Below are 22,424 nucleotides of genomic sequence, written 5' to 3'. Positions count from 1 at the left end.
TTATGAAAGAAATTAATTGTTTAGGTGAAATTTGCCCTGTACCAGTAATAAGAACTCAACAACAATTAAAGGTTGCTAAAGCTAATGAAAGCTTTAAGGTTATAACTGATCATGGTTGTACTGTTGAAGAAATATCAAAATTTCTAAAGAAAAAAAAGGTAAACTTCAATATTGAGGAAGTTATTAATGGTGTTTGGGAAATAGTAGTAGTTAAGCTTTAGCAAAAGCTTTTTTTACCAATCTTTATAAAATAATCTATAAACTCTTTAATTGAGTTAGATTCACAAGAAATTTTCTTGTAAATAAGATATACATCATAATTAATTGAAAAATCCTTTATCTTAACAATTTTAAGGCGTTTATTGTATAATTCTGCTTTTAGGGACAAATAAGGAAGAAAGGCTAGTCCGTAACCTTGAAGCAACGAAGATTTAACAGATTCAGTGGAATCAAGACTAAATAATATATTAAGATTCTTACAACTTTGTCCAATAATATTTAAACGTTCATTTAGGGAGTCGTAAATATCTAATTTATCGTTTAGCATTATCAATGGATACTTTGATAGGTCTTTAAGTTCGATTTCATCAGGTATATTAAAATCAGAAGATGCTACTAATATTAAGTCATCTGTAGCTGCTTTAAAATATTCTAAAGAATTATCTTTAGGCTTTCCGTAGATAAATCCTAAGTCGTAAATATCGTTAATTACATTTTCTTCTATATCGTCAGAAAAATCAGAAGTTATTTTATAATTGTGATTAGGAAACTTCTTTTTCATCTTATATAGTGTACAAGGTAACGCATATGTAGAAAGAGTCCAACAACAATCAATTTCTATAGTTTTATTTTTATTTTCTAAATTCCTCAAATCTTCTAGCATCTTGTTATAAGTCTTTATTAAGGTTTCAACATGTTTTTTTACAATTATTCCTTGATCAGTTAAGGTTACACCTTTATTACTGCGAATTAGAAGTTGCTCACCAAGAGAATCTTCAAGTTTTTGTATCTGTTGACTTAGAGCAGATTGTGAGATATGAGCATTATTTGCTGCTTTTGAAATACTTTTTGTATTAGCAACCTCATAAAAATATTTAAAAGAATCAATATGCATGGGAGAACACCTTCCTCTTATATTATTTAAACAACAGGAATTTCCAAGCTTGAAAGGATGAATAGTTATTTATATAACAATATTTATTTTAATATAATTATAACATATGATTTGTCATAAAAAAATCTTATAACAGGATATTAGTTATTATTAATTATTATATAGTATAACGATTTCAAATAATAAATGCTATTTGTATATGCTAAAATAAAAATGAAGAGTTTGTTAAAATTATATCGAATTCTATTTAGGAGTGTGATTATATGACAGAAGTTGGTAATAGTGAAACTTCCATAAGAAGAACTGGAACTTCAGCTAGAACGAGAGCAAGAAAACCCAAAAAGAGCCAAATTCCATATGGAATTTTAACAGTAGCAATAGTTTTGGCCATTGGGATTTTTTTAGGCAATAATTCACCTGCATTGGGATTATTTTGGATAACAGGTACTTGCTTTGGGTTTATTCTTCAAAAATCAAGATTTTGTTTCACTGCTTCTATGAGAGATCCTGCTTTAACAGGAAGTACTTCTGTAACAAGAGCTGTACTTATTGCTTTTGCAATTACTACAATTGGATTTACTGCCATAAAATATGGAGCTTTTATAAAAGGACTTCCTATACCTGGGCAGAGCTATGTAGTTCCTGTAAGTTTTTCAACAGTAGTTGGAGCATTTATGTTTGGTATTGGTATGGTAATAGCAGGAGGATGCGCATCAGGTACATTAATGAGAGTGGGAGAAGGATTTACAATGCAGATATTGTCATTAGTTTTCTTCGTTGTAGGTTCTTTATGGGGAGCTCATGATTTTGGATGGTGGAAGCTTAATTTTATATTAAAAGGTAAAGCTGTGTTTTTACCGGATATTTTCGGATGGTTTGGAGCAGTGGCAATTCAGCTATTAGTAATAGCAGCCTTATATATTGCGGCGGATAAATGGGAAAATAGGAATCAAGAATCAGAAGAATAGATATGAATATTATTGTTAATTAGATAATTTGTAAGGGGGATATAAAATGAAAGAAGTAATGTTAGATTGTTTAGGAGAAGCTTGTCCAGTACCATTAGTAAAAACTGAAAATAAGTTAAAGGAATTAGCAGTAGGAGATGTATTAATAGTTCAAATAGATCATAGTTGTGCTATGAAAAATGTGCCTGAATGGGCTAGAAAAGAAGGACATAATGTTGAAATAGAAGAAGTTGACGATGGAGAATGGGAAGTTGTTATAGAAAAGACAAAATAGAGGTAGGATCATATAAGATTATATAAATACACGTTAATATAATATCAAGGAGGAATATGAAATGAAAGAAGTAATGTTAGATTGTTTAGGAGAAGCTTGCCCAGTGCCATTAGTAAAAACTGAAAATAAGTTAAAGGAATTAGCAGTAGGAGATGTATTAATAGTTCAAATAGATCATAGCTGTGCAATGAAAAATGTACCTGAATGGGCAAGAAAAGAAGGTCATAACGTTGAAATAGAAGAAGTTGACGATGGAGAATGGGAAGTTGTTATTGAAAAAGTTAAATAGCCTATAAGGAGGTGTAACTTTGGATTTTAAAAAGTTAAATAAAAATAAGTTTTATATAAATTGGTTTAAAAATCCATGGACATACGTTGTAGGTGCTGTATTGTTATCTGTTTTTCAAATAGTTACGCTTGCCGCAACTGGTAATCCATGGGGAGTATCTGGACCCTTTGCTAATTGGGGAGCTTGGATATATAGAGCATTAGGTGGAAATGTTGATAAGTGGTATTATTTCAGCAGTGAAGGTGCACAAGCTACATTGAATGCAGGCTTCTTAAATGACCCAGGCTCTATAAGAAATATTGGAATAATTTTTGGAGCTTTAATGGCAACACTACTTGCTTCTCAATTTAAAATTAAGAAAATAAAATCTAAAAAACAAATTATTGCTGCAATATTAGGCGGATTATTAATGGGATACGGAGCTAGATTAGGCTTTGGATGTAACATTGGTGCATTATATAGTGGTATTGCGTCACTTTCATTATCAGGTTGGGTATTCGGTATATTTTTATTTTTAGGAGCAATGGTAGGTAGTAAGTTATTAGTTAAATTCTTTATGTAAAGTAGGGAGGATAGATATGGATAAAAAAGTGGAAAAATATGATGTAGTTATTATAGGTGGCGGGGCTGCAGGATTAACAGCTGGTATCTATTGTGGAAGAGCAAGGTTAAACACATTATTAATTGAAAAAGCACTAGTAGGAGGACTTGCAACTTATACAAATGAAATAGAAAATTACCCTGGATTTCCTGAAGGACAAACAGGAATAGGACTTATGAATTTATTTCATCAACAGGCAAAAAAATTTGGAGTAAAATTCAAACTTACAGATGTAAAATCAGTGCAACTAGAAGGAGCTACAAAAGTTGTAGAAACCTTTAGAACAAATTATGAAGCTAAAGTTGTTATAATAGCTTCAGGAGGAAGACCAAGAATTACTGGAGCAAAAGGAGAAGAAAGCTTTCTATTTGATAAAGGTATATCTTTTTGTGCAACCTGCGATGCAGCAGCTAATACTGGCAAGGATGTTTTAGTAATAGGTAGTGGGGACGCAGCTATAGAAGAAGGTATGTTCTTAACAAAATTTGCAAATAAGGTATATGTCTCAGTTATACACGAAGAAGGAAAAATGGATTGCAACGAGATTGCTAAAGAGCAAGCATTAGCTAATCCAAAGATGGAATTTTTATGGAATACGGTTGTGGATGAATTTAAAGGAAATGAGCGTTTAGAAACAGTTGTTTTAAAAAATGTTAAAACAAATGAAAAAATACCTGTTAAAGTGGATGCTTGTTTTGAATTTATCGGATATATACCTAATACTGAGATATATAAAGGACAAGTCGAATTAACAAAAAATGGTTACGTTATCAGTAATGAAAGAATGGAGACTAACGTTTCGGGTGTATTTGCTGCTGGTGATGTAAGGGACAAGTTTTTAAAGCAAGTTGCAACAGCTGTAGGGGACGGGGCTATAGCTGGTTATGCAACTGAGAAGTATATAGCTGAAAGCGAAGCGTTTAATGAGCAGATTATGAAGCCAGATATCCCAGGTGTTGTTTATATATACAATGCAATTGACCCTAAGGGAATAGAATGTTTACCTGAGATTGAAAAGATTGAAAAAGATAATAAAGGCAAGATTAGAGTTAATAAAATTGATGTGTATAAGTCTACTGGAATTGCTGACAGATTGGGAGTTAAAGAATTCCCATGTGTTGTGATAATCAAGGAAGGTAAAGCTGATAAGGTTATTAAAGAAAATATAAATGAAAAGGAAATCTTATCTGCAATACAGTAATAAGGATTATATTGGATATTTATTTAGGGTTTACAAGTTGTTATGTTATGTTGTAGATAATAGGGGATAATTAGTGAGAAGTGGGGGGACAGTCCTAAATTAATGGGTTGGTTGGGATTGTCCTCTTTTTTTCTTACGCTACTTTTCTTTATATTTTTGAAAATAGATATAATAAAATATCTAATAATGTAAAAACAAAACATTGACATTAAAAAAAATAAATGATAATCTTTTGTTGTAAACAATTAAATATTTTAAATTTAAGTCTTTCAGGGCAGGGTGAAATTCCCGACCGGCGGTATAGTCCGCGAGCTGTAATATCATAAAGAGTAGTGTTATTATGGCAGATCTGGTTTGATTCCAGAACCGACAGTAAAGTCTGGATGGGAGAATAGGATTAAATTTGTATGCTATTAAGCTTTTTTGCGTTTCGCAAGTTATGCTTTTTAGTTTTACGACTTTTATGCATTAATATTGTCCTGAAAATTATTATTTTAATTTTCAGGTTTTTTTGATTTAAAACAGATAAAATGGAACATCACAAATATTAATAATCCTTTCTCTTGACTATTTAATTTATAAGCTCCTATTTCCTTAATAATCATTCCCTAAAGGTATAAAATCATTTAAATTTAGACAAATTAGTTTTACTTTAATAATCTTTATGATTTCAAAATTAATAATTAACAAAACCATTTATTCGGAGGTGACAATATGGATAAATTTTATATGAGAAGAGCTATTGAATTATCAAAGTTAGGTGAAGGTTATACTTATCCAAATCCTTTAGTAGGTGCTGTTATTGTTAAAAATGGAGAAATTATAGGTGAAGGTTATCATAAGTGTTTCGGTGGACCTCATGCAGAAATTAATGCATTTAATAATGCTACTGAAAGTGTAGAGGGATCTACAATGTATGTAACCCTTGAGCCTTGTTCACATTATGGAAAGACTCCTCCATGTGCCAAAGCCATTGTAGAAAAGGGGATAAAAAAGGTTGTAATTGGGATGAAGGATCCAAACGAGTTGGTATCCGGTAGAGGGATAAAGTTGCTTGAGGAAAATGGTATTGAAGTTATCCAAGGTGTATGTTCTGCAGAAGTAGAAAGGCTAAATGAGATATTCATTAAATACATAACTACAAAATTGCCTTTTTGTATTCTTAAAACTGCGATGACCTTAGATGGAAAAATATCAACAGTTACTGGAGATTCTAAATGGATTAGTGGTGAAGCATCAAGAGAATATGTTCATAAAATACGACACAGAGTTTCTGGAATAATGGTAGGAGTGGGGACGGTTCTACAAGATGACCCAAGCTTGACTACTAGACTTAAAAATTCAAAAGGAAGGGACAGTACAAGAATAATTGTAGATACAAGAGCCATAATACCGCTAGAATCTAAAGTTTTAAATTTGAAATCTGAAGCTAAGACCATAATTGCTACAACCGATTTAGCTGATAGCAAGAAGATCGAGAAGTTAGAGGCAAAAGGGGCTGAGGTATTAGTTGTACCTAGTATACATAATAAGGTGAATTTAAATGAGCTTATGGTTCAGCTAGGAAAGCAAGGCATAGACAGTATATTACTAGAAGGTGGATCAGAACTAAATTACTCTGCTTTGGAGTCAGAAATTGTTGACAAAGTAATTTCTTTTATAGCACCGAAAATAATTGGTGGGACAGGGGCAAAAACTCCTGTTGGAGGTAGGGGGATATCTGATTTAAAGGATGCAATATATCTAAAGAATATTATACTTTCTAGAATTGAAGATGATATTGTAGTTGAAGGTTATTTATAAAGGAGAGGGAAGAGCATGTTTACGGGGATTGTAGAGGAAATAGGGAATATAGAATCAATAACAATGGGAGAAAAATCAGCTAGAATCAGGATAAATGCAAAGAAAGTTCTTCAGGATGTGAAGCTAGGAGATAGTATTTGCACAAATGGGGTTTGTCTAACAGTTACGGAATTTAGCAGTAATAGCTTTGCGGTTGACGTTATGGCTGAAACAATGAGAAAAAGTAATCTTGTGTATTTACATAAAGGAGATAATGTGAATCTAGAGAGAGCTTTGTCTTTAGGAGATAGACTTGGAGGGCATCTAGTTAGTGGGCATATAGACGGAATAGGTGAGATTAAAGAATTTAAAAGAGAAGATAATGCTATTTGGATAAGTATAGGAGCGTCCCCGGAAATATTAAAATTTATAGTGAACAAAGGGTCAATTGCAATTGATGGAGTTAGCCTTACTGTAGCGTATATTGATGATAAAATTTTTAAGGTATCTATAATTCCACATACTCAAGATGAAACTATTCTTGTAAAAAAAGTTGTTGGTGAAAAGGTTAATTTAGAATGTGACATGATTGGTAAATATATTGAGAGATTTTTATCTGCGAGGGAGCATAAAGAAGAGAATACTAAAAGCAATATTGATATGAATTTCCTAAAAATTAATGGATTTTTATAAAGGAGGAAACTTAAATGAGTAACTTTAAATTCAATACTATTGAAGAGGCGTTAGAAGATATAAGAGCTGGAAAAATAATTGTTGTTGTAGATGATGAGGACAGAGAAAATGAGGGTGATTTACTTATGGCTGCAGAAAAAGTAACACCTGAAAGTATAAATTTCATGGCTAAGTTTGGAAGAGGGCTAATTTGTATGCCCATGACTGGAGAAAGACTTGCGCAGCTAGAACTTGATCAAATGGTAGAAAAAAATACTGATTCAAAAGGCACTGCATTCACAGTTTCAATTGATTCTACAGAAACCAGTACAGGAATTTCTGCTTATGATAGAGCCTTAACTATAAAAAAAGCAATGGATCCAAATGCTAAGCCATTGGATTTCCAAAGACCAGGGCATATATTTCCACTACAAGCTCGTGAAGGTGGAGTTTTAAAACGTGCTGGTCATACTGAAGCTGCTGTAGATCTTGCAAAAATTGCGGGTCTGTCCCCAGCAGGAGTTATTTGCGAGATTATGAGTGAAGATGGAACTATGGCAAGAGTTCCAGAACTTATGGAATATGTTAAAGTTCATAATTTGAAAATAATTACTATTGCAGATTTAATCGCATATAGAAGAAGTACAGAGTCATTAGTTGAGAGAAGCGGAAGTGCAAAAATGCCTACAAAATTCGGAGAATTCCAAATTATTGGATACAATGATAAGTTAACTGGCAAGGAGCATATTGCTTTAGTTAAGGGGGACGTATCTGATGGAGAACCTGTACTTATCAGAGTGCATTCTGAATGCTTAACTGGTGATGTACTAGGATCTTTAAGGTGTGACTGCGGAGAACAACTGGCAGCAGCTCTAAAATCTATTGAAAAAGCAGGAAGAGGAATACTTTTATATATGAGACAAGAAGGACGTGGAATAGGTCTTATAAACAAAATTAAGGCTTACCATCTTCAAGATAAAGGCATGGATACAGTTGAAGCTAACTTAGCATTGGGATTCCCAGAAGACTTAAGAGACTATGGAATAGGAGCACAAATTTTAAAAGATCTTGGGGTAAACAAAGTAAAGCTTATGACAAATAATCCTAAAAAAATATCTGGTATTTCAGGATATGGTATTGAAATAGTTGAAAGAGTTCCAATTGAAATAGAATCTAATGAAAATAATAGATTTTATCTAAATACAAAGAAAGAAAGAATGGGACACATTTTAAATTTCAATAAGATTAAATAAATAATGATAATATTAAGGAGGAAATAAAATGAAAATATATGAAGGTAAGTTAATATCAGAAGGATTAAAATTTGGTATAGTAGTTGGAAGATTTAATGAGTTCATTGGAGGTAAGTTGCTTACTGGTGCTTTAGATGGATTAAAAAGACATGGTGCTAATGATGAGGACATAGAAATTCTATGGGTTCCAGGAGCTTTTGAAATTCCTTTAGCAGCTAAAAAGATGGCTAAATCTAAAAAGTATGATGCAGTACTATGCTTAGGTGCTGTTATCAAGGGATCAACACCACACTTTGATTATGTTTCTAGTGAAGTTTCAAAAGGAATTGCAAATACTTCTTTAGAAACTGAGATTCCAATTGTTTTTGGAGTTCTTACAACAGATACTATTGAGCAAGCAATAGAGAGAGCTGGAACTAAAGCAGGAAACAAAGGATATGATGCTGCTGTAACTGCAATAGAGATGGCAAATCTACTTAAACAATTTTAAAAAATATAGTATGTCCAATTTTTATTAACTCCTTATTATTTAATAGGGGGTTAATTTTTTTATATAGCTTCATACGAAGATGAATTTACAAAATCATCAATTATATTATGATATGAAATATTATCTTTGATAAGAGAATATCCTTTGTTACACAAAAGCGGAATTGAAGACAAGGAAATGTTATTTCCCAAAGCCTTTTGGATTTTATCACTATTATAGTTGCAAAATAATCTCATAAAAAATGCACACAATGATCTAAATTCTGATGAAGCACTTCTGTATTTAATATTAATAATAGATTTATCAAAATTAGTATATTTACTTATAAACTCAATTATCTTTTTAGGATGGATATTTCTAATTATAGGCTTAGTATATGTTCTCTCTGATGCAGCTTTATTTGAACTCAATAAAGCAGGATTTGTTATTTCTAAGTCAGTGAAATCACAGCTCTGCCTTGATTTAACAAAGGAATAATAATGTTTAGCTGCAAGAATTGGATCTGAGTGAAAATAACTTAAGATAAAATTTCTATCTATTAAATTATATTTGTCAGTACACCTACCTAGATATATGTTAAAACTTGAATAATTATAATTTTCTACGCAATTTCTATAACCTTTAATATCTTTAGGATTATTGTGAACATAGGCGGTCATGGATAAAACTGAAATGTCGCTAGTAGCTACTGTACTTTTAAATCTATCTCCAAAAACATGACCAGTTCTATTATATTTTTTATTGTAATATTGGGCATAACATTGATTTATATTATGCATAAATTTACTAACATCAGCTCCGTTTGAATTTATTACTAAGTGAACATGGGTATCCATAATACAATAACTATAAATATTGAACAAAAATGATTCTTTATATTTTTTTAAGAACTTTAGAAAGACTTCCTTATCAATAACATTTCTAAAAAGCTTAATATCACTGATGCTTCTCATCATAACATGATAAATTCCACTACTTGATCTCTGTCTAGCAGTTCTTGGCATATTATAACCTCCATTACAATTAAAAATGATTACTAATGGGCAATATTTTTTATGATTATTGACATTTCCTATTAAAATTAATCAAGGGAAATGTGTGGGTCTGTCCCCGATTTTTTTCGATTTTATTATTATAGCCATATAAAATATTCAATGGGCATATATATTAACAGGTATAGAAAATTTTCGGGGTGATATATATGATTAATTTTATTTGGTTTTTTCTGTTAATTTTTGGAATAGGATTTGGAATTATTACTGGGAAAGGTGAAATTGTGTCCAAAGCTATATTAGATTCTACAGAATCATCAGTGAAGCTGATTATAGGATTTATAGGAATGATGTGCCTTTGGGGCGGAGTTATGAAAATTGGACAAGAATCTGGATTAGTAGAAAAGTTTGCAAAATTATTAAATCCAGTATTAAAATTTTTGTTTAAAGATGGACAAAAGAACAAAGATGCAATGGGCAGCATGATATTAAATATATCTTCAAATATGCTCGGATTATCTAATGCAGCAACTCCATTTGGAATCAAAGCAATGGAAGAACTCCAAAAGTTAAATACAAAGAAAGATACTGCAACAAATGATATGGCTCTTTTTTTAGTGCTCAATGCCACATGTATACAACTTATTCCTACATCAATAATTTCAATGAGAGTGGCTTGTGGATCTAATAATCCAGCAGTAATTATTATCCCAGCTATTTTAGCAACAGGAATCGCAGCAATTATGGGTATTATATATTGCAAAATACTTGAAAAATTTTTTTAGTTATGTAATACATTTATAAAATTCAATTTATATAATATATAATTTTCTAATTGGAGGTTTTAAGTTGAAATATTTAGTTGCATCAATTATTCCTTTATTAATAGCTTCAATAGTAATCTATGGAATGTATAAAAAGGTGAAAGTATATGAGTGTTTTGTAGAAGGTGCCATAGAAGGTCTTAAGGTTTGTTTTAATATATATCCTTATTTACTTGCTATGCTTATATCAATCGCTGCATTTAAGGAGTCAGGAGCCTTAGGATATTTCATTAATGCCATAAAACCAATAGTAAAGTTCATTGGGCTTCCTCCTGAAATTGTACCTTTAGTAATGGTAAAACCTTTGTCTGGAAGCGGGGCTCAAGGTGTTTATATGGATATATTAAACCAATATGGCCCAGATTCTTACATAGGATTAGTAGCATCTATCATTATTGGTTCTACTGAGACCATTTTTTATACACTTACTGTGTATTTTGGTGCTATTAATGTAAAAAAAATAAGACATACTTTATGGGCAGCTGTCTTGGCTGATATGACAGCAGTTTTAGCTGCAGTTACTATTGCAAGGATTATGTTTAAATAAAAATAAGGGGACAGTCCTGAATTCTAAAAATTCAGGACTGTCCCCTTATTTTAAAAAATTTATTGAACTAAATAATAGGCTTGTGCGTATTAGATAGGAAAATATGAAATAATAAAAAAATAATAACTTTAGGTAAGGAGTAAGGAGAAGGCTATGATAGAGATTACAAATGTTGTAAAAAGCTACAATAATAAAGTTAATGCTGTAGACAACATAAGTTTGAATGTTGAAGATGGGAAAATATTTGGCTTTTTAGGACCAAATGGAGCAGGAAAAACAACTACAATAAAAATGATAACCGGTATATTAAATTCTGATTCAGGCAGCATTAAAATTAATGGTATTGATATAAAAGAAAACCCACTTAAGGCGAAAGAACAGTTTGGATTTGTACCAGATAACCCTGATATGTTTTTAAGATTAAAAGGAATTGAATATCTGAATTTTATGGCAGATATTTACAATGTGCCAAAGGAGATTAGAAAGAATAAAATAGAAATCCTAGCTGATAGATTTGAAATGAGCTCTGCTTTAGGGGATCAAATTCAAAGCTATTCTCATGGGATGAGGCAGAAGATAGTAATAATGGGAGTTCTAATACACGACCCATCTGTTTGGATATTAGATGAACCTATGACTGGACTTGATCCAAAATCATCATATACTTTAAAAGAGATGATGAGAGAACATGCTGAAAGTGGGAAAACGGTATTTTTTTCAACTCATGTTCTTGAAGTTGCAGAAAAAATTTGTGACAAAGTTGCCATAATCAATAATGGTAAAATATTATTTAGTGGTACTTTGGATGAGCTTAGAGATCATGCTAAAGGCAACGAGTCACTAGAAAAAATGTTTTTGGAGATGACTAAAAATGAGTAGATTTGTAGCTTTAACTAAGGCTTTATTAAAAACTAGCGGAGAGTCCTTTGGACAAGGAACTAATAAGATAAAAAATTTTTTACTTATAATATTATTAATAGCTTGCTTTATTCCGGTTGCGATTTTAATAGGCGCATTCGTTGAAAAGTTTTATGAAGTATTGAAAACTATCGGTCAAGAAGGACTTATTTTAGATATGGGCTTTTCCTTATCTTGTGCTGTAATTTTTTTTCTTGGAATTTTTTATATTATCGGAACATTTTATTTTTCAATGGATATTGAAAATTTATTACCTTTACCTTTTAAAGCATCTCAGATATTAGGGGCAAAACTAGCAGTAGTTGTAGTTTATGAGTATATAACTCAATTAGTAATTTTTTTACCTATTATAATTTCATATGGAATTAAGAGTAATGCATCAATTTTATATTATTTGTATAATATTATTATTTATATTACAATTCCAATAATACCTCTAATTGCAGCTGCAATATTAGTTATGGTAATAATGAGGTTTTCTAATATTGCAAAAAATAAGGATCGATTCAAGTTAATAGGAGGAGTTATTGCCATTGTCATAGGTATAGGTGCTAATATAGTTGTACAAAATGCTGCTAAAACTTTATCAGATCCGAGTCAAATGCAGAGGTTGGTAATGGAAGGGAACAATTCTTTAATAAATGCAACATCTAGGCTATTTCCAAGTTCGAAGTTTGCAACTATTGCAGTACTAGAATGTGGGAATTTGCAAGGGCTTTTTAATTTGATAATATTTGTTTTGATAACTGCAATAGCAGTGGTTATCTTCATTATTTTAGGAAATATCTTATATTTCAAGGGAGTAATAGGGATTTCTCAAACATCGACGAAGAGAATAGTACTAAGTGGTGAACAGTTTGCTAAAGCTACTTCTCAGAATTCTGTATTTAAGGCATATGTATTAAAAGAAATTAAGCTTTTATTTAGAACACCTGCATATTTTATTAATTGTGTAATTTTGAACTTCTTATGGCCTATATTTTTACTCATTCCTATGTTCACCAACGTAGGAAATGGTAAAGAAATAGAGATGTTCTTAAAAGCCATAAGTAATCCTTCTATGTATCCTTTGGGATTAGCAATAGTAACTGTTTTTATAGTTTTTGTTTCTTCGGTTAATGGAATTACTGCTACTGCTATATCTAGAGAAGGTAGTCATATTTACTTTAGTAAGTATGTACCTATAAATTATATTACTCAAATCATGGCAAAGGTGTTTACTGGATTTATTATGGGTACTATTAGCATGATAATGTTAATACTTGTAACATTAATAATAATTAAACTGCCTATGATTTTAATTATATTAATTGCCATTATAGGTTTAATTGCTATTTTATTTAGTAACTTTGTTGGAATAATAATTGATTTGAATAATCCTAAATTACAATGGGATAGTGAACAAAAGGCAGTAAAACAAAATTTAAATGTATTAATTACATTGATTCCATGCTTGGTATTCTCAGGGATTACTGTTTTCTTTGTGTACTTTTTCAAGTTTAATTTAGTTAATACAGCTATACTTTTGGTTGCACTATACGGAGTAGTTGATTTAATTTTGTACAAATTTTTAAAGAGTAATGCATCTAAACTTTACAGTAATCTTTAAAAATTGCATCTCTATTTATAGTGAAAGTTTTATAAATAGCTGCTGGTAATGACAAATGCCTGCGGCTATATTTTTATGAACATTTTGTATAAAGAGCGTGGTAATAATTTCTCAGGTTTTTTATCCGTCGTTATACCCATAAATTTATTGAAAATATTAAAATTCTATGTTATTATTATGAAAATCTATTGATAAAATACACACGTACGTAAATAGAGGACAAGAATTTTAAAAGTACGTATTATAAATTCATTTTTAAAATGTAATAATAAAGTTATTAATATGCAAATAATTATATACTAATGAGGGAGTGTAATTCTATGATAAGATTTAGGGTGCCTGGAACTACTGCAAATATTGGACCTGGATTTGATAGTTTTGGTATGGCTTTGAATATATATAATGAAATTACTTTGGAACAAATAGACGGGAAAATTGAATTTTTGCAAAATGGACAACCATCACCTATAGCTTTAGAAGATAACTTAATTTATACAAGCTTTATAGATACTCTTAATAAATATAATCACAAGTGCAACGGAATCAGATTAAATTTAACAAAATGTGATGTTCCTATATCTAGAGGTCTTGGTAGCAGTGCAACATGTATAGTAGCAGGTATTTTTGCTGCAAATGTTGTAATGGGAGGAATTTTAACTGAAGAAGATATAATAAATGAAGCAGTAAAGGTTGAGGGACACCCTGATAATATTGTCCCAGCAGTAGTAGGTGGAATGACCATTTCATTAGTAAATGAGGGGACAGTACTATATTCTAAGGTGAATGTACCTGATGATTTAAGACTATTTGTTATGATACCGGACTATAAACTTAGCACTGAAGATGCCAGAACAGTGCTACCTAAAGATTATTCAAGAGAAGAATGTGTATTTAATGTTTCAAGAGCAGCAATGTTAGTAAATTCAATGAATAATGGTAACTATGAAAAGTTAAGAGTAAGTGTACAAGATAAAATTCATCAAAATTACAGAAAAAATTTAATAAGAGATATAGACGAGGTATTTGCAGCAGCTAAAAAGTATGGTTCTTTAGCAGAAGTAATAAGTGGGTCAGGATCTACACTTATTGCAATGGTAAAGGGTGACGATATGGAATTTTGTGAAAATATGAAGACATTCCTAAGTAAACTTCAAGATAATTGGCAAGTTCATTTGTTAAAACCAGATTTTGAAGGAATAAAAGTGCTTGAATAGAAGCATAAGATAAAGAGAAAATCAGGGACAGTCCCATAATTTAAATTTATGGGACTGTCCCTAGCTTTTTTCAAAAGACTTAAACTTTTTATTAAATAGTATTATCATTAAAATTCCTTCAAATATCCACTGAATAGAAGTAATCCACCAAACATAAATTACCGAAACCTTAAGGATATATATAAACAAAAACATTAAAGGCAGACGTATGCCCCAACTGGATATTAAAGATATAATAAAAGGTGTTTTTGTATCTCCAGCACCTTTTAAAGAGCCATTCAAAATTAATGAAATTGCCATTGGTATTTGTTCAACAGAAGCTACCATAAGGCAAAAGGCTCCTAAACGAATAACTTCTTTCTCAGTTTCTTTAATAAATAAAGATATTAAAAAATTAGGAGCTATTAGAAACGTAATAGCACATATACCCATAAATACAGTTCCTAGAGCAGCACAGGTATAAGAATATACTTTAGCTTCTCTAATGTTTTTTTCTCCAATTTTGTGGCCTACTAAAGTTGTTGCTGCAATTCCAAATCCCCAGCCAGGCATAAATGAGATGGATTCAATGGTCGTCGTTATTTGGTTCGCAGCAAATGCAGTTTGTCCAATATGCATAATCATGAATGTGCTTATAAGACGACTTATGCTAAATGCACCCTCTTGTAAGGAAGAAGGTATTGAGAGGGTTAGTATATTTGTTAACTTTCTTTTATTAAGATATATTATATATTTTGGTTTAATCTTTATTTTTGATTTGCTTTTCATGTAAGTTATGGCAAAGATAAATCCACAAATATGTGCAGTAGCAGTGGCTATTGCAGCTCCTTTAATTCCAAGTTCAGGGAATCCTAGTCTTCCAAAGATAAGTACCCAGTCTAAAGCAATATTAATAATATTTATTATAAAAGATATAATTAATGGAGTTTTAGTATTCCCATAACCTCTTAATACAGCATTCATCATACTTGTCAGCATATTAAAGAATAGTCCTAGGGATACAATCCTCATGTACATAACTCCTAGACCGATTACATCTAGCTTAGCTCCACCGAAAATTAATATTTGTCTAGAAAACGTGAACATTGATATTGATAAAATTAAGGCTATGATAACGCCTATAAAAAAACCGATAGTAGCATATTCTTCAGCTGAAGATAATTCTTTTGCTCCATATCGTCTTGCCACTAAGGAAGTAATTCCAACAGAGATACCAACTGATATAAGCATATTTACAAAAGTATATAGAATTTCAGAGCTTAAACCTACAGAACTAACCGCAGTTTGACCTCCGTACTTCCCAACCATCATAGTATCAAAAACCCATATGGTCATATACAAAATCATTTCTCCCACAGCAGGAAGAGCTAATTTTAAGACATTTTTAATTACCTTTACATTGTATAACATAATTCTAGATCCCCTTAAAAAACAGAAAATATAATATTAAAGATACATTATATATAGTATTGTATTTGGAAGTATTACACAAGGTAATATATTTTGTAAGACTATAATAATTAAGAATTTAATATCAATATTCGACCGATAATTTAAAGATTGCATAAAAAATTTTTCATTAATCACCATAAACATACAAGAAAACCTTGATAAACCTTTAAAACTTTGATTATAATTATTAATGCTGTATATTAATTTAATAAAAACTAAAGATTTTTAATCAAAATTCGATAAATTATATTATGTTAATTTTAACGAAAAATTTACAAAGTAGGTTATGAAATTTAAAGCATGTACGCTAATGGAGGGGGAAAATATGACTATTAGGAAAAAACTTCCTATAATGATTTCTGCTTTGGTAATTATTACTTTAGCAATTACAAGTTTATTATCCTATATGATTGCTTCAAGAACAATAAATGGCCAAAACAGACAAGCTTTATTAAATGTAAGTTCTCAAGAAAGTCAAACTATATATGCATTAATTATTGGAGAAAAAAGTCAATCAGAGCTACTTGCATCTAGCAGCCAAATAATTGATGTTTCAAAAGTTAGACAAAATGATCCTACTGAAGGGTTTTTTACAAAGGGATATGCAGAAAGTATAAAAGCAAATAATTTTTTAAAGGATAGGTTCGGTAAAATAGAACTACATGAACATTTATTTGTAGCGGATTCTAATGGAATTATTTTTGCAGATAGTAATCCTAAGACTTTGAAGATAAATATAAAAGAAAGGGATTACTTTAAAAAAGCAATGCTTGGGCAAACTACTATTAGTAATACTATTATTTCTAAAGTAGATGGCAGAGCAATTATAACTTTTGCTTCTCCTGTGAAGGATGAAACGGGAAAAGTAATTAGTGTTATGGTAAACTCTGTATATGTAGACTTGTTTACTAAGCACTTGGATAAAATAAAGATAGGTAAAACAGGTTATGCTTATTTAGTAGATTCTACTGGAATGGTATTAGCTCATCCTGTCAAGGAAAATATTACAAAGCCTACACAAAGCTCAGTAATTCTTGCTGTAATTGAAAAGATTAAGAGAAATGAAAAAGTCGAGAGCGCTGTAGAAGAATATTTGTATAATGGAGAATCTAAGGTTCAATCTTACGCTGTTGTGCCTGATGTAAATTGGGTATTGTCTACAACACGTAATACTAGTGATATGAATGAAGCTGTCTCAGCTATGCTAAAGACAAGCACGATAATTTTTCTAGTAGCTATTTTTGCTTCAATTAGTTTAGGTGCTATTATATCAAGAAGCATAACTAAACCAATAGTTAAAATTGTGTCTCTAATGGAGGAAGCTGCAAATGGAGATCTGACTATACATTGTGATGTTAAATCAAAAGATGAGCTTGGTAAATTGGCTAATAGCTTTAATTCTATGGCAGAAAAGATTAGAGAGCTTGTAAAGAAAATTGAAGATTCCATAGGAACTGTATCATCAACGGCAGATACCTTAGTTGAGACTTCAGAAAGTTACACTTTATCAATTGATGAGGTAGCAAAGACAGTTCAGCAAATAGCTCAAGGCTCTTCTCATCAATCAGAAAACGTTGAAACTGTAGTAGACAAAATGACTATGGTTGGTAATGAAATAGAAAAGCTTAACGAATTTTCTGAGAAGATGAAATTAAATGCTGATGATATATTAAAAATTAATGCTAATTCCAAAAATATTGTAAAGACCTTATTTGATAAAACAGATGAAAATGATAAAGAAGTTGAAAAAGTATCACAAATTATGGATCAACTTAAGACAAGCTCTTCCAATATAGGAGCAATAATAGAAGCAATAAGTAACATTGCTGAACAAACGAATTTACTAGCTTTAAATGCTGCAATAGAAGCTGCTAGGGCTGGAGAGGCAGGTAAAGGATTTGCAGTAGTAGCTGAAGAAGTAAGAAAGCTTGCTGAACAATCTGCAGACTCTGCAAAACAAATAGAAGGAATTGTAATGGATATTCAAGATAAGACAAATGATGCAGTAAACATTGTTTCAAATGTTAAAAAGGCTGTAAAGGAGCAAACTGAGTCTGTTAACGAAACAGGTGAAACCTTTGAGAATATCTCAAAAAATATTGTTAATATAGCTTCAATGATTGAAAATATGACAACATCCTTAGGTAATATGAATAATGACAAGGAAACTGTAATTAATGATATTCAAAGTGTTTCTGCTGTATCAGAAGAAACTGCAGCTTCTTCTGAAGAAGTTTCTGCAGCTACAGAAGAGCAGGCAGCATCAATGCAAGAGTTAGCAGCATCAATAGGAAAACTTAACACAATGGTACAAGAATTATATGATGCAATAAAAGTGTTTAAAGTATAGGTAAAGTATAGGGAGGTAAAGTATAGGGACAGTCCCATAAACCTCATAAACCTTCTTAAAATTACGGACAAAGGATAAGAAATCTTTCAGATTTATAAAGTGAAAGGTTTCTTATTTTTTGAGATAAATTAAGGGACAGTCCCAATATTTTGTGCTATTATTTAAGAAAGAAATAGGCTGAGAGGTGAATTTTATGCTTCAGTGGAGGGAATTGTATAATCAGTGTTGCCAGTGCAAAAGATGTGAACTAGGTAATAATAGAATAAATATGGTTTTTGGCGAGGGGAATCCAAAGGCAAAGCTTTTATTTGTAGGAGAGGCACCAGGAGCAGATGAGGATAAGTCAGGAAGGCCATTTGTTGGTAGGGCTGGTCAACTCTTAGAGAAGGCTTTGAAAGCAGTAAATCTGATAAGAGGAGAAGATTTTTATATAGCCAATGTATGTAAATGCAGACCTGAAAACAACAGAACTCCTAAGGAAGATGAGGCACAAGCCTGCTTACCTTACCTTAGAAATCAAGTAGCCCTAATTAAGCCAAAGATTATAATATGCTTAGGAGCAGTTTCTTCTAAATATATAATAGGAGAAGACTTTAAAATAACAAGAGATAGAGGAAAATGGTTTGAGAGAAAAGGTGTTCAAATCATGGCTACATTCCATCCAGCTGCACTATTTAGAGATGAAAGCAAAAAGGCATTATTTTGGGAAGATATTAAAGAGATTAAGAAAAAATATGATGCTTTGAATGACTAACATAAGTGTTGTATAGAAAGGATATTTATGATATCGAAAATGGTAAGATTTATAAGTGGCAGAAAAAAGACTATATTGGAAAAAACAATATCAGAAACAATAGATATTCTTCAAGAAATAAAAAATATAAATTTAAGTATATTTAATGAAGAAACTTTAGGAGTATTGGAAGATATAAAGGAAAAATTAAAGTATTTGAATAATATTAATTATAGAAATGAAAATTTAAATAGTCTTAATGGAGTTTTAGTTGAATTAATTAGAAAATATTTAGACAAAAGTAAAAGTTCTACAAAGATAGATATAAAGTTATATGCAAGTTTAATTAATTATAAAAATTTTGTAGATAAAATAATGTTAGAGATAGAACGAGAATAATTTATTTATATTAGTAATAAACTTTACTAACATTTTTGGATATAATAATTTAAAAGACCTGATGCTTCAATTATAGCATTAGGTCTTTAGATTTTTTAATAAATATCATGGATATTATTATAAATTTATATTATTGTGTTAAAGCTAGTATTTACATAGCTTTAAACTCATATCCCTTACTCTTTAAATAGTCTATAATTTTTGGAAGAGCTTCTACTGTGGTTGCTTTAGTTGAAGAGTCATGCATTAAAATTACTAAATGATTTTGATTCCCAACAGTAGATTTTATATTCTCTAACAGCTTATCAGCAGGAACATTAAGTTTTTCTGCATCTCCATTTAAAGCGTTCCAATCAACGTAAGTATAACCAGCTTTTTTTACAGCTTCCCTATAAGGAGCTCTTTTACTTCCAAAGGAGCCTCCTGGGAATCTAATGATTTTACTATTATATTCTCCTAAAATAGAAGTTAATACTTGATTGTTTTTTTCAATATCTTTTATAAAATTGCTTGTACTAGCATAAATGTATTTGTAATCATGAGAATAAGTATGATTAGCAATGCTATGTCCCTTATCTCTTTCCTCTCTCACCAATTCAGGGTAATTTTCAGCATTTTGGCCTACTACAAAGAAAGTTGCTTTTATATTATAGTCATCTAATATTTTTAAAATTTTAGGAGTTATATTCGTAGTTGGACCATCATCAAAAGTCAAAAATGCTTCCTTTTTTGTAGCACTGTCCCCGCTTTTATCCCCGTTTTTATTTGTTGAAGTAGTACCTTCAGAAGATGGGTTCGTGGTTTTGGTAGTATTATTTGCATTTTCAGTATTAGTTTGGCTCTTGTCAGGAGACGTTATTTCGCCAGCATTGTCCACATTTTTTAAAACGGAATCTCTATTTCCTTGAAGAGCTTGGTTATCTTTAGTCAAGGTATTATTTTCTGTAGAGCTTGATTTATTAAGGAGTTTAGTCCCAGCTACAAAGCCTATAGAAAATAGAAACATAAAACTTATTATCACAATTATTATATTTTTGATGTTTCCTCTTTTATGTGTTTTTCTCAATTTTACCCCATCCCTTAGAACAGCTAGATTAGTACGTCTACTGTTTAATTAATTTTTTCATTTGTTCATCCCAAGTTCTCACATAGCTACCAGTAGACCATTGAGACATTATGATATTTTCTTTCGAATTAAGATTAAAGGTTAACAAAGGTGATGATCCTAAACGCCCATCCGTAACATTATATACAATTAAGGAAGTCTTGGTGATTACAATTACATAATGCCTATTTGGTGAAGAATAAGCATCGACAGCCTCTGGAACCATTTCTTTAATAATGCTCCAAGATGGATACAAGGAATCATAAGCTACAATATCCTTAGTAAGGATTATTGGAATATCAAAATCCCCAAGATTACTATTTTCAGAGGATTTTTCTGACAAAATGTCAAGCTCATTCAATCTTCCGCGAAGTACCCACTTTCCATTCCTCCTAATTATTCCAAAGCTATAATTACTAGGAATTTGCTCCATCTTTTGCCTTTCGTTAAAATTAAGTGAGGTTAAATATGCAGCCGCACCTTGATTTAATGCTTTGATGGCATCTTCGCCAAGGAGATTGGATATAATAATTGGCGAACTATTTTTTGAGTTTATAGTATCCAAAGCATAGAGTCTAAGAAAACTTGTGTTAGAATTATTAGCATTAGAATTAAATTTACTTCCATTAAGCTCCAGGGAGATATAATCGTTGCCAATAAAGAAAATATCAACTCCCGTGTAGGCTTGACCACCATTAATTATACCACTTTCTTGAGATTTTTGTTGAATATTTTTGTTTATAGGATAAACAAAAATTGAACTTTCGACGTGAGAACTTTTCAATTTATTTTCAACATCTACAAACCAAAACCCACTTTTTCGTGGAACTATTAAGCGAGGAATCACATCGATAGATGGTTTTTCAGAGTAAGCTCCTAGATTGATCCAGAGAGTCCTATATACAGGGATTTCAATGTTGTTTCCTTTACTTTCATAGGACTTTAAACCAAGGAGTATGCCTGAACTAAGCTGCTTCTGTATTTCAGATGAATACAATAATTTTTCGCTATTTATTATCCTATCTTGCACTTTATTGCTTTGAGATGCACTCTTTATATTAGATTCTTTTTTGTTTGCTTGGTTATTATTTTTATCTTCATTAAGCTTTGGCACCAAGTGATAGAAAAACCCGTCTATATAAGTGATAATATTGTCCTTATCAAGCATTATAAAAGAAGCAAAAAAATTATCCTTCTGAGTTACAGTAACTATTTGAATTTCTGATTGTGAAATATCTAAAGCTTCTGGATTAATTTCAAATTTGCTCACTAAATAGCTTTTACTGTCTACTGTTTTTATTTTAAATTCTGGATTAAAGCATTCTTTGTCAAATAAAACTATATCATTTTTATTTATAGATACAATTTTTCCAACGGATGCTTCAGTTTCAGGAGTTACACTATTTCCTGATTCTAAATTTTTATTATATTGCTTACTTACGACCCAATCCCCAGTTAAGGGCATTTCATAATTATCAGGTGAGGAGATTTTAACTGTGTCAGAAATATCTTTAGGGGTACAGCTGCACAATAAAAAGCTAATCATGGTGAACCCAATAATTAATATAATTTTTTTATAATAGCTCATATATATAAGCCTCCTATAACATATTACAAAATAATAAGTTGCAAAAGGT

General features: G+C 30.9%; 23 protein-coding genes and 1 riboswitch. Of the genes, 18 read left to right on the top strand and 5 right to left on the bottom strand.

Features of this window, described 5'->3' with window-relative positions; genetic code table 11:
• Positions 1-2: 2 nt before the first annotated feature.
• Positions 3-221 (top strand): sulfurtransferase TusA family protein, encoded by a 219-nt coding sequence (locus CLHOM_RS13365; RefSeq protein WP_052222191.1) that lies wholly within the window; start codon positions 3-5, stop codon positions 219-221.
• Here CLHOM_RS13365 and CLHOM_RS13360 read toward each other — a convergent pair.
• Positions 218-1,114: a LysR family transcriptional regulator gene (locus tag CLHOM_RS13360; RefSeq protein ID WP_052222190.1), complete on the bottom strand. Its 897-nt coding sequence runs from the start codon at positions 1,112-1,114 to the stop codon at positions 218-220. The two genes, CLHOM_RS13365 and CLHOM_RS13360, sit on opposite strands and share 4 nt — an antisense overlap.
• A gap of 263 nt (positions 1,115-1,377) precedes the next feature.
• Here CLHOM_RS13360 and CLHOM_RS13355 point away from each other — a divergent pair, with 263 nt between their 5' ends.
• From CLHOM_RS13355 to ribH, 9 genes are all read left to right on the top strand, one after another.
• A complete protein-coding gene (locus CLHOM_RS13355) occupies positions 1,378-2,082 on the top strand; it encodes a YeeE/YedE thiosulfate transporter family protein (RefSeq protein WP_052222189.1) in 705 nt (234 codons plus the stop codon).
• Between the two features lie 46 nt (positions 2,083-2,128).
• Positions 2,129-2,356, top strand: a complete 228-nt coding sequence (locus CLHOM_RS13350) for a sulfurtransferase TusA family protein (protein ID WP_052222188.1) — start codon at positions 2,129-2,131, stop codon at positions 2,354-2,356.
• A 61-nt stretch (positions 2,357-2,417) separates the two neighbouring features.
• Entirely contained in the window at positions 2,418-2,645 is a 228-nt protein-coding gene (locus CLHOM_RS13345) for a sulfurtransferase TusA family protein (RefSeq protein ID WP_052222187.1), read from the top strand.
• 19 nt (positions 2,646-2,664) lie between these two features.
• Entirely contained in the window at positions 2,665-3,207 is a 543-nt protein-coding gene (locus CLHOM_RS13340) for a YeeE/YedE thiosulfate transporter family protein (protein ID WP_052222186.1), read from the top strand.
• A 16-nt stretch (positions 3,208-3,223) separates the two neighbouring features.
• Complete coding sequence (locus CLHOM_RS13335) at positions 3,224-4,447, top strand: FAD-dependent oxidoreductase (protein WP_052222185.1); 1,224 nt, start codon at positions 3,224-3,226, stop codon at positions 4,445-4,447.
• Positions 4,448-4,708: 261 nt separating this feature from the next.
• Positions 4,709-4,848: riboswitch (FMN riboswitch) on the top strand.
• A gap of 313 nt (positions 4,849-5,161) precedes the next feature.
• Entirely contained in the window at positions 5,162-6,250 is a 1,089-nt protein-coding gene (gene ribD / locus CLHOM_RS13330; RefSeq protein ID WP_052222184.1) for a bifunctional diaminohydroxyphosphoribosylaminopyrimidine deaminase/5-amino-6-(5-phosphoribosylamino)uracil reductase RibD, read from the top strand.
• A gap of 15 nt (positions 6,251-6,265) precedes the next feature.
• Complete coding sequence (gene ribE / locus CLHOM_RS13325; RefSeq protein ID WP_052222183.1) at positions 6,266-6,922, top strand: riboflavin synthase; 657 nt, start codon at positions 6,266-6,268, stop codon at positions 6,920-6,922.
• 14 nt (positions 6,923-6,936) lie between these two features.
• Positions 6,937-8,154, top strand: a complete 1,218-nt coding sequence (locus CLHOM_RS13320) for a bifunctional 3,4-dihydroxy-2-butanone-4-phosphate synthase/GTP cyclohydrolase II (RefSeq protein ID WP_052222182.1) — start codon at positions 6,937-6,939, stop codon at positions 8,152-8,154.
• Positions 8,155-8,182: 28 nt separating this feature from the next.
• On the top strand, positions 8,183-8,644 hold the full coding sequence (ribH, locus tag CLHOM_RS13315) for a 6,7-dimethyl-8-ribityllumazine synthase (protein WP_052222181.1): 462 nt from the start codon (positions 8,183-8,185) through the stop codon (positions 8,642-8,644).
• A 59-nt stretch (positions 8,645-8,703) separates the two neighbouring features.
• On the opposite strand, the gene CLHOM_RS13310 is transcribed toward ribH, so the two are convergent.
• Positions 8,704-9,648, bottom strand: a complete 945-nt coding sequence (locus CLHOM_RS13310; RefSeq protein ID WP_052222180.1) for a transposase — start codon at positions 9,646-9,648, stop codon at positions 8,704-8,706.
• Between the two features lie 197 nt (positions 9,649-9,845).
• On the opposite strand from CLHOM_RS13310, the gene CLHOM_RS13305 reads away from it, so the two are divergent.
• From CLHOM_RS13305 to thrB, 5 genes are all read left to right on the top strand, one after another.
• The gene (locus tag CLHOM_RS13305) at positions 9,846-10,421 is read left to right on the top strand and encodes a nucleoside recognition domain-containing protein (protein WP_052222179.1); all 576 of its coding nucleotides are present in this window, start codon (positions 9,846-9,848) and stop codon (positions 10,419-10,421) included.
• Between the two features lie 64 nt (positions 10,422-10,485).
• The gene (locus CLHOM_RS13300) at positions 10,486-11,007 is read left to right on the top strand and encodes a spore maturation protein (RefSeq protein WP_052222178.1); all 522 of its coding nucleotides are present in this window, start codon (positions 10,486-10,488) and stop codon (positions 11,005-11,007) included.
• A gap of 153 nt (positions 11,008-11,160) precedes the next feature.
• Positions 11,161-11,886: an ABC transporter ATP-binding protein gene (locus tag CLHOM_RS13295; RefSeq protein ID WP_052222177.1), complete on the top strand. Its 726-nt coding sequence runs from the start codon at positions 11,161-11,163 to the stop codon at positions 11,884-11,886.
• Positions 11,879-13,534 (top strand): putative ABC transporter permease subunit, encoded by a 1,656-nt coding sequence (locus CLHOM_RS13290; RefSeq protein WP_052222176.1) that lies wholly within the window; start codon positions 11,879-11,881, stop codon positions 13,532-13,534. The genes CLHOM_RS13295 and CLHOM_RS13290 overlap by 8 nt, the downstream gene beginning before the upstream one ends.
• 320 nt (positions 13,535-13,854) lie before the next feature.
• Positions 13,855-14,748 carry a homoserine kinase gene (thrB, locus tag CLHOM_RS13285; protein WP_052222175.1) on the top strand — a complete coding sequence of 298 codons (894 nt, stop codon included), beginning with the start codon at positions 13,855-13,857 and terminating at the stop codon, positions 14,746-14,748.
• 60 nt (positions 14,749-14,808) lie between these two features.
• Here thrB and CLHOM_RS13280 read toward each other — a convergent pair whose 3' ends face one another.
• Positions 14,809-16,158: an MATE family efflux transporter gene (locus tag CLHOM_RS13280; protein WP_052222174.1), complete on the bottom strand. Its 1,350-nt coding sequence runs from the start codon at positions 16,156-16,158 to the stop codon at positions 14,809-14,811.
• A gap of 367 nt (positions 16,159-16,525) precedes the next feature.
• On the opposite strand from CLHOM_RS13280, the gene CLHOM_RS13275 reads away from it, so the two are divergent.
• The 3 genes from CLHOM_RS13275 to CLHOM_RS13265 all read left to right on the top strand — a co-directional run bounded on the left by CLHOM_RS13275 (position 16,526) and on the right by CLHOM_RS13265 (position 19,682).
• A complete protein-coding gene (locus CLHOM_RS13275) occupies positions 16,526-18,550 on the top strand; it encodes a methyl-accepting chemotaxis protein (protein WP_052222173.1) in 2,025 nt (674 codons plus the stop codon).
• A gap of 193 nt (positions 18,551-18,743) precedes the next feature.
• Positions 18,744-19,304 carry a uracil-DNA glycosylase gene (locus CLHOM_RS13270; protein ID WP_052222172.1) on the top strand — a complete coding sequence of 187 codons (561 nt, stop codon included), beginning with the start codon at positions 18,744-18,746 and terminating at the stop codon, positions 19,302-19,304.
• Between the two features lie 27 nt (positions 19,305-19,331).
• Positions 19,332-19,682: a hypothetical protein gene (locus CLHOM_RS13265; RefSeq protein ID WP_052222171.1), complete on the top strand. Its 351-nt coding sequence runs from the start codon at positions 19,332-19,334 to the stop codon at positions 19,680-19,682.
• 151 nt (positions 19,683-19,833) lie between these two features.
• Here the strand turns inward: CLHOM_RS13265 and CLHOM_RS13260 are convergent, their stop codons facing one another.
• Entirely contained in the window at positions 19,834-20,748 is a 915-nt protein-coding gene (locus CLHOM_RS13260) for a polysaccharide deacetylase family protein (protein WP_052222170.1), read from the bottom strand.
• A 37-nt stretch (positions 20,749-20,785) separates the two neighbouring features.
• Entirely contained in the window at positions 20,786-22,375 is a 1,590-nt protein-coding gene (locus CLHOM_RS13255) for a hypothetical protein (RefSeq protein ID WP_052222169.1), read from the bottom strand.
• Between the last annotated feature and the right edge of the window lie 49 nt (positions 22,376-22,424).

This window comes from Clostridium homopropionicum DSM 5847, from assembly GCF_001263795.1.
Classification (GTDB): Bacteria; Bacillota; Clostridia; order Clostridiales; family Clostridiaceae; genus Clostridium_H; species Clostridium_H homopropionicum.
This window is presented reverse-complemented; position numbering and strand designations above follow the sequence as displayed.

Excerpts from the sequence above, each read along its gene's own strand:
- CLHOM_RS13305 (WP_052222179.1), top strand. The coding sequence starts at position 9,846 with ATGATTAATTTTATTTGGTTTTTTCTGTTAATTTTTGGAATAGGATTT.
- thrB (WP_052222175.1), top strand. The coding sequence starts at position 13,855 with ATGATAAGATTTAGGGTGCCTGGAACTACTGCAAATATTGGACCTGGA.
- CLHOM_RS13365 (WP_052222191.1), top strand. The coding sequence starts at position 3 with ATGAAAGAAATTAATTGTTTAGGTGAAATTTGCCCTGTACCAGTAATA.
- CLHOM_RS13290 (WP_052222176.1), top strand. The coding sequence starts at position 11,879 with ATGAGTAGATTTGTAGCTTTAACTAAGGCTTTATTAAAAACTAGCGGA.
- CLHOM_RS13345 (WP_052222187.1), top strand. The coding sequence starts at position 2,418 with ATGAAAGAAGTAATGTTAGATTGTTTAGGAGAAGCTTGCCCAGTGCCA.
- ribH (WP_052222181.1), top strand. The coding sequence starts at position 8,183 with ATGAAAATATATGAAGGTAAGTTAATATCAGAAGGATTAAAATTTGGT.
- CLHOM_RS13335 (WP_052222185.1), top strand. The coding sequence starts at position 3,224 with ATGGATAAAAAAGTGGAAAAATATGATGTAGTTATTATAGGTGGCGGG.
- CLHOM_RS13270 (WP_052222172.1), top strand. The coding sequence starts at position 18,744 with ATGCTTCAGTGGAGGGAATTGTATAATCAGTGTTGCCAGTGCAAAAGA.
- CLHOM_RS13265 (WP_052222171.1), top strand. The coding sequence starts at position 19,332 with ATGATATCGAAAATGGTAAGATTTATAAGTGGCAGAAAAAAGACTATA.
- CLHOM_RS13255 (WP_052222169.1), bottom strand. The coding sequence starts at position 22,375 with ATGAGCTATTATAAAAAAATTATATTAATTATTGGGTTCACCATGATT.
- ribE (WP_052222183.1), top strand. The coding sequence starts at position 6,266 with ATGTTTACGGGGATTGTAGAGGAAATAGGGAATATAGAATCAATAACA.
- CLHOM_RS13320 (WP_052222182.1), top strand. The coding sequence starts at position 6,937 with ATGAGTAACTTTAAATTCAATACTATTGAAGAGGCGTTAGAAGATATA.
- CLHOM_RS13350 (WP_052222188.1), top strand. The coding sequence starts at position 2,129 with ATGAAAGAAGTAATGTTAGATTGTTTAGGAGAAGCTTGTCCAGTACCA.
- CLHOM_RS13275 (WP_052222173.1), top strand. The coding sequence starts at position 16,526 with ATGACTATTAGGAAAAAACTTCCTATAATGATTTCTGCTTTGGTAATT.
- CLHOM_RS13280 (WP_052222174.1), bottom strand. The coding sequence starts at position 16,158 with ATGTTATACAATGTAAAGGTAATTAAAAATGTCTTAAAATTAGCTCTT.
- CLHOM_RS13355 (WP_052222189.1), top strand. The coding sequence starts at position 1,378 with ATGACAGAAGTTGGTAATAGTGAAACTTCCATAAGAAGAACTGGAACT.
- ribD (WP_052222184.1), top strand. The coding sequence starts at position 5,162 with ATGGATAAATTTTATATGAGAAGAGCTATTGAATTATCAAAGTTAGGT.
- CLHOM_RS13310 (WP_052222180.1), bottom strand. The coding sequence starts at position 9,648 with ATGCCAAGAACTGCTAGACAGAGATCAAGTAGTGGAATTTATCATGTT.
- CLHOM_RS13360 (WP_052222190.1), bottom strand. The coding sequence starts at position 1,114 with ATGCATATTGATTCTTTTAAATATTTTTATGAGGTTGCTAATACAAAA.
- CLHOM_RS13295 (WP_052222177.1), top strand. The coding sequence starts at position 11,161 with ATGATAGAGATTACAAATGTTGTAAAAAGCTACAATAATAAAGTTAAT.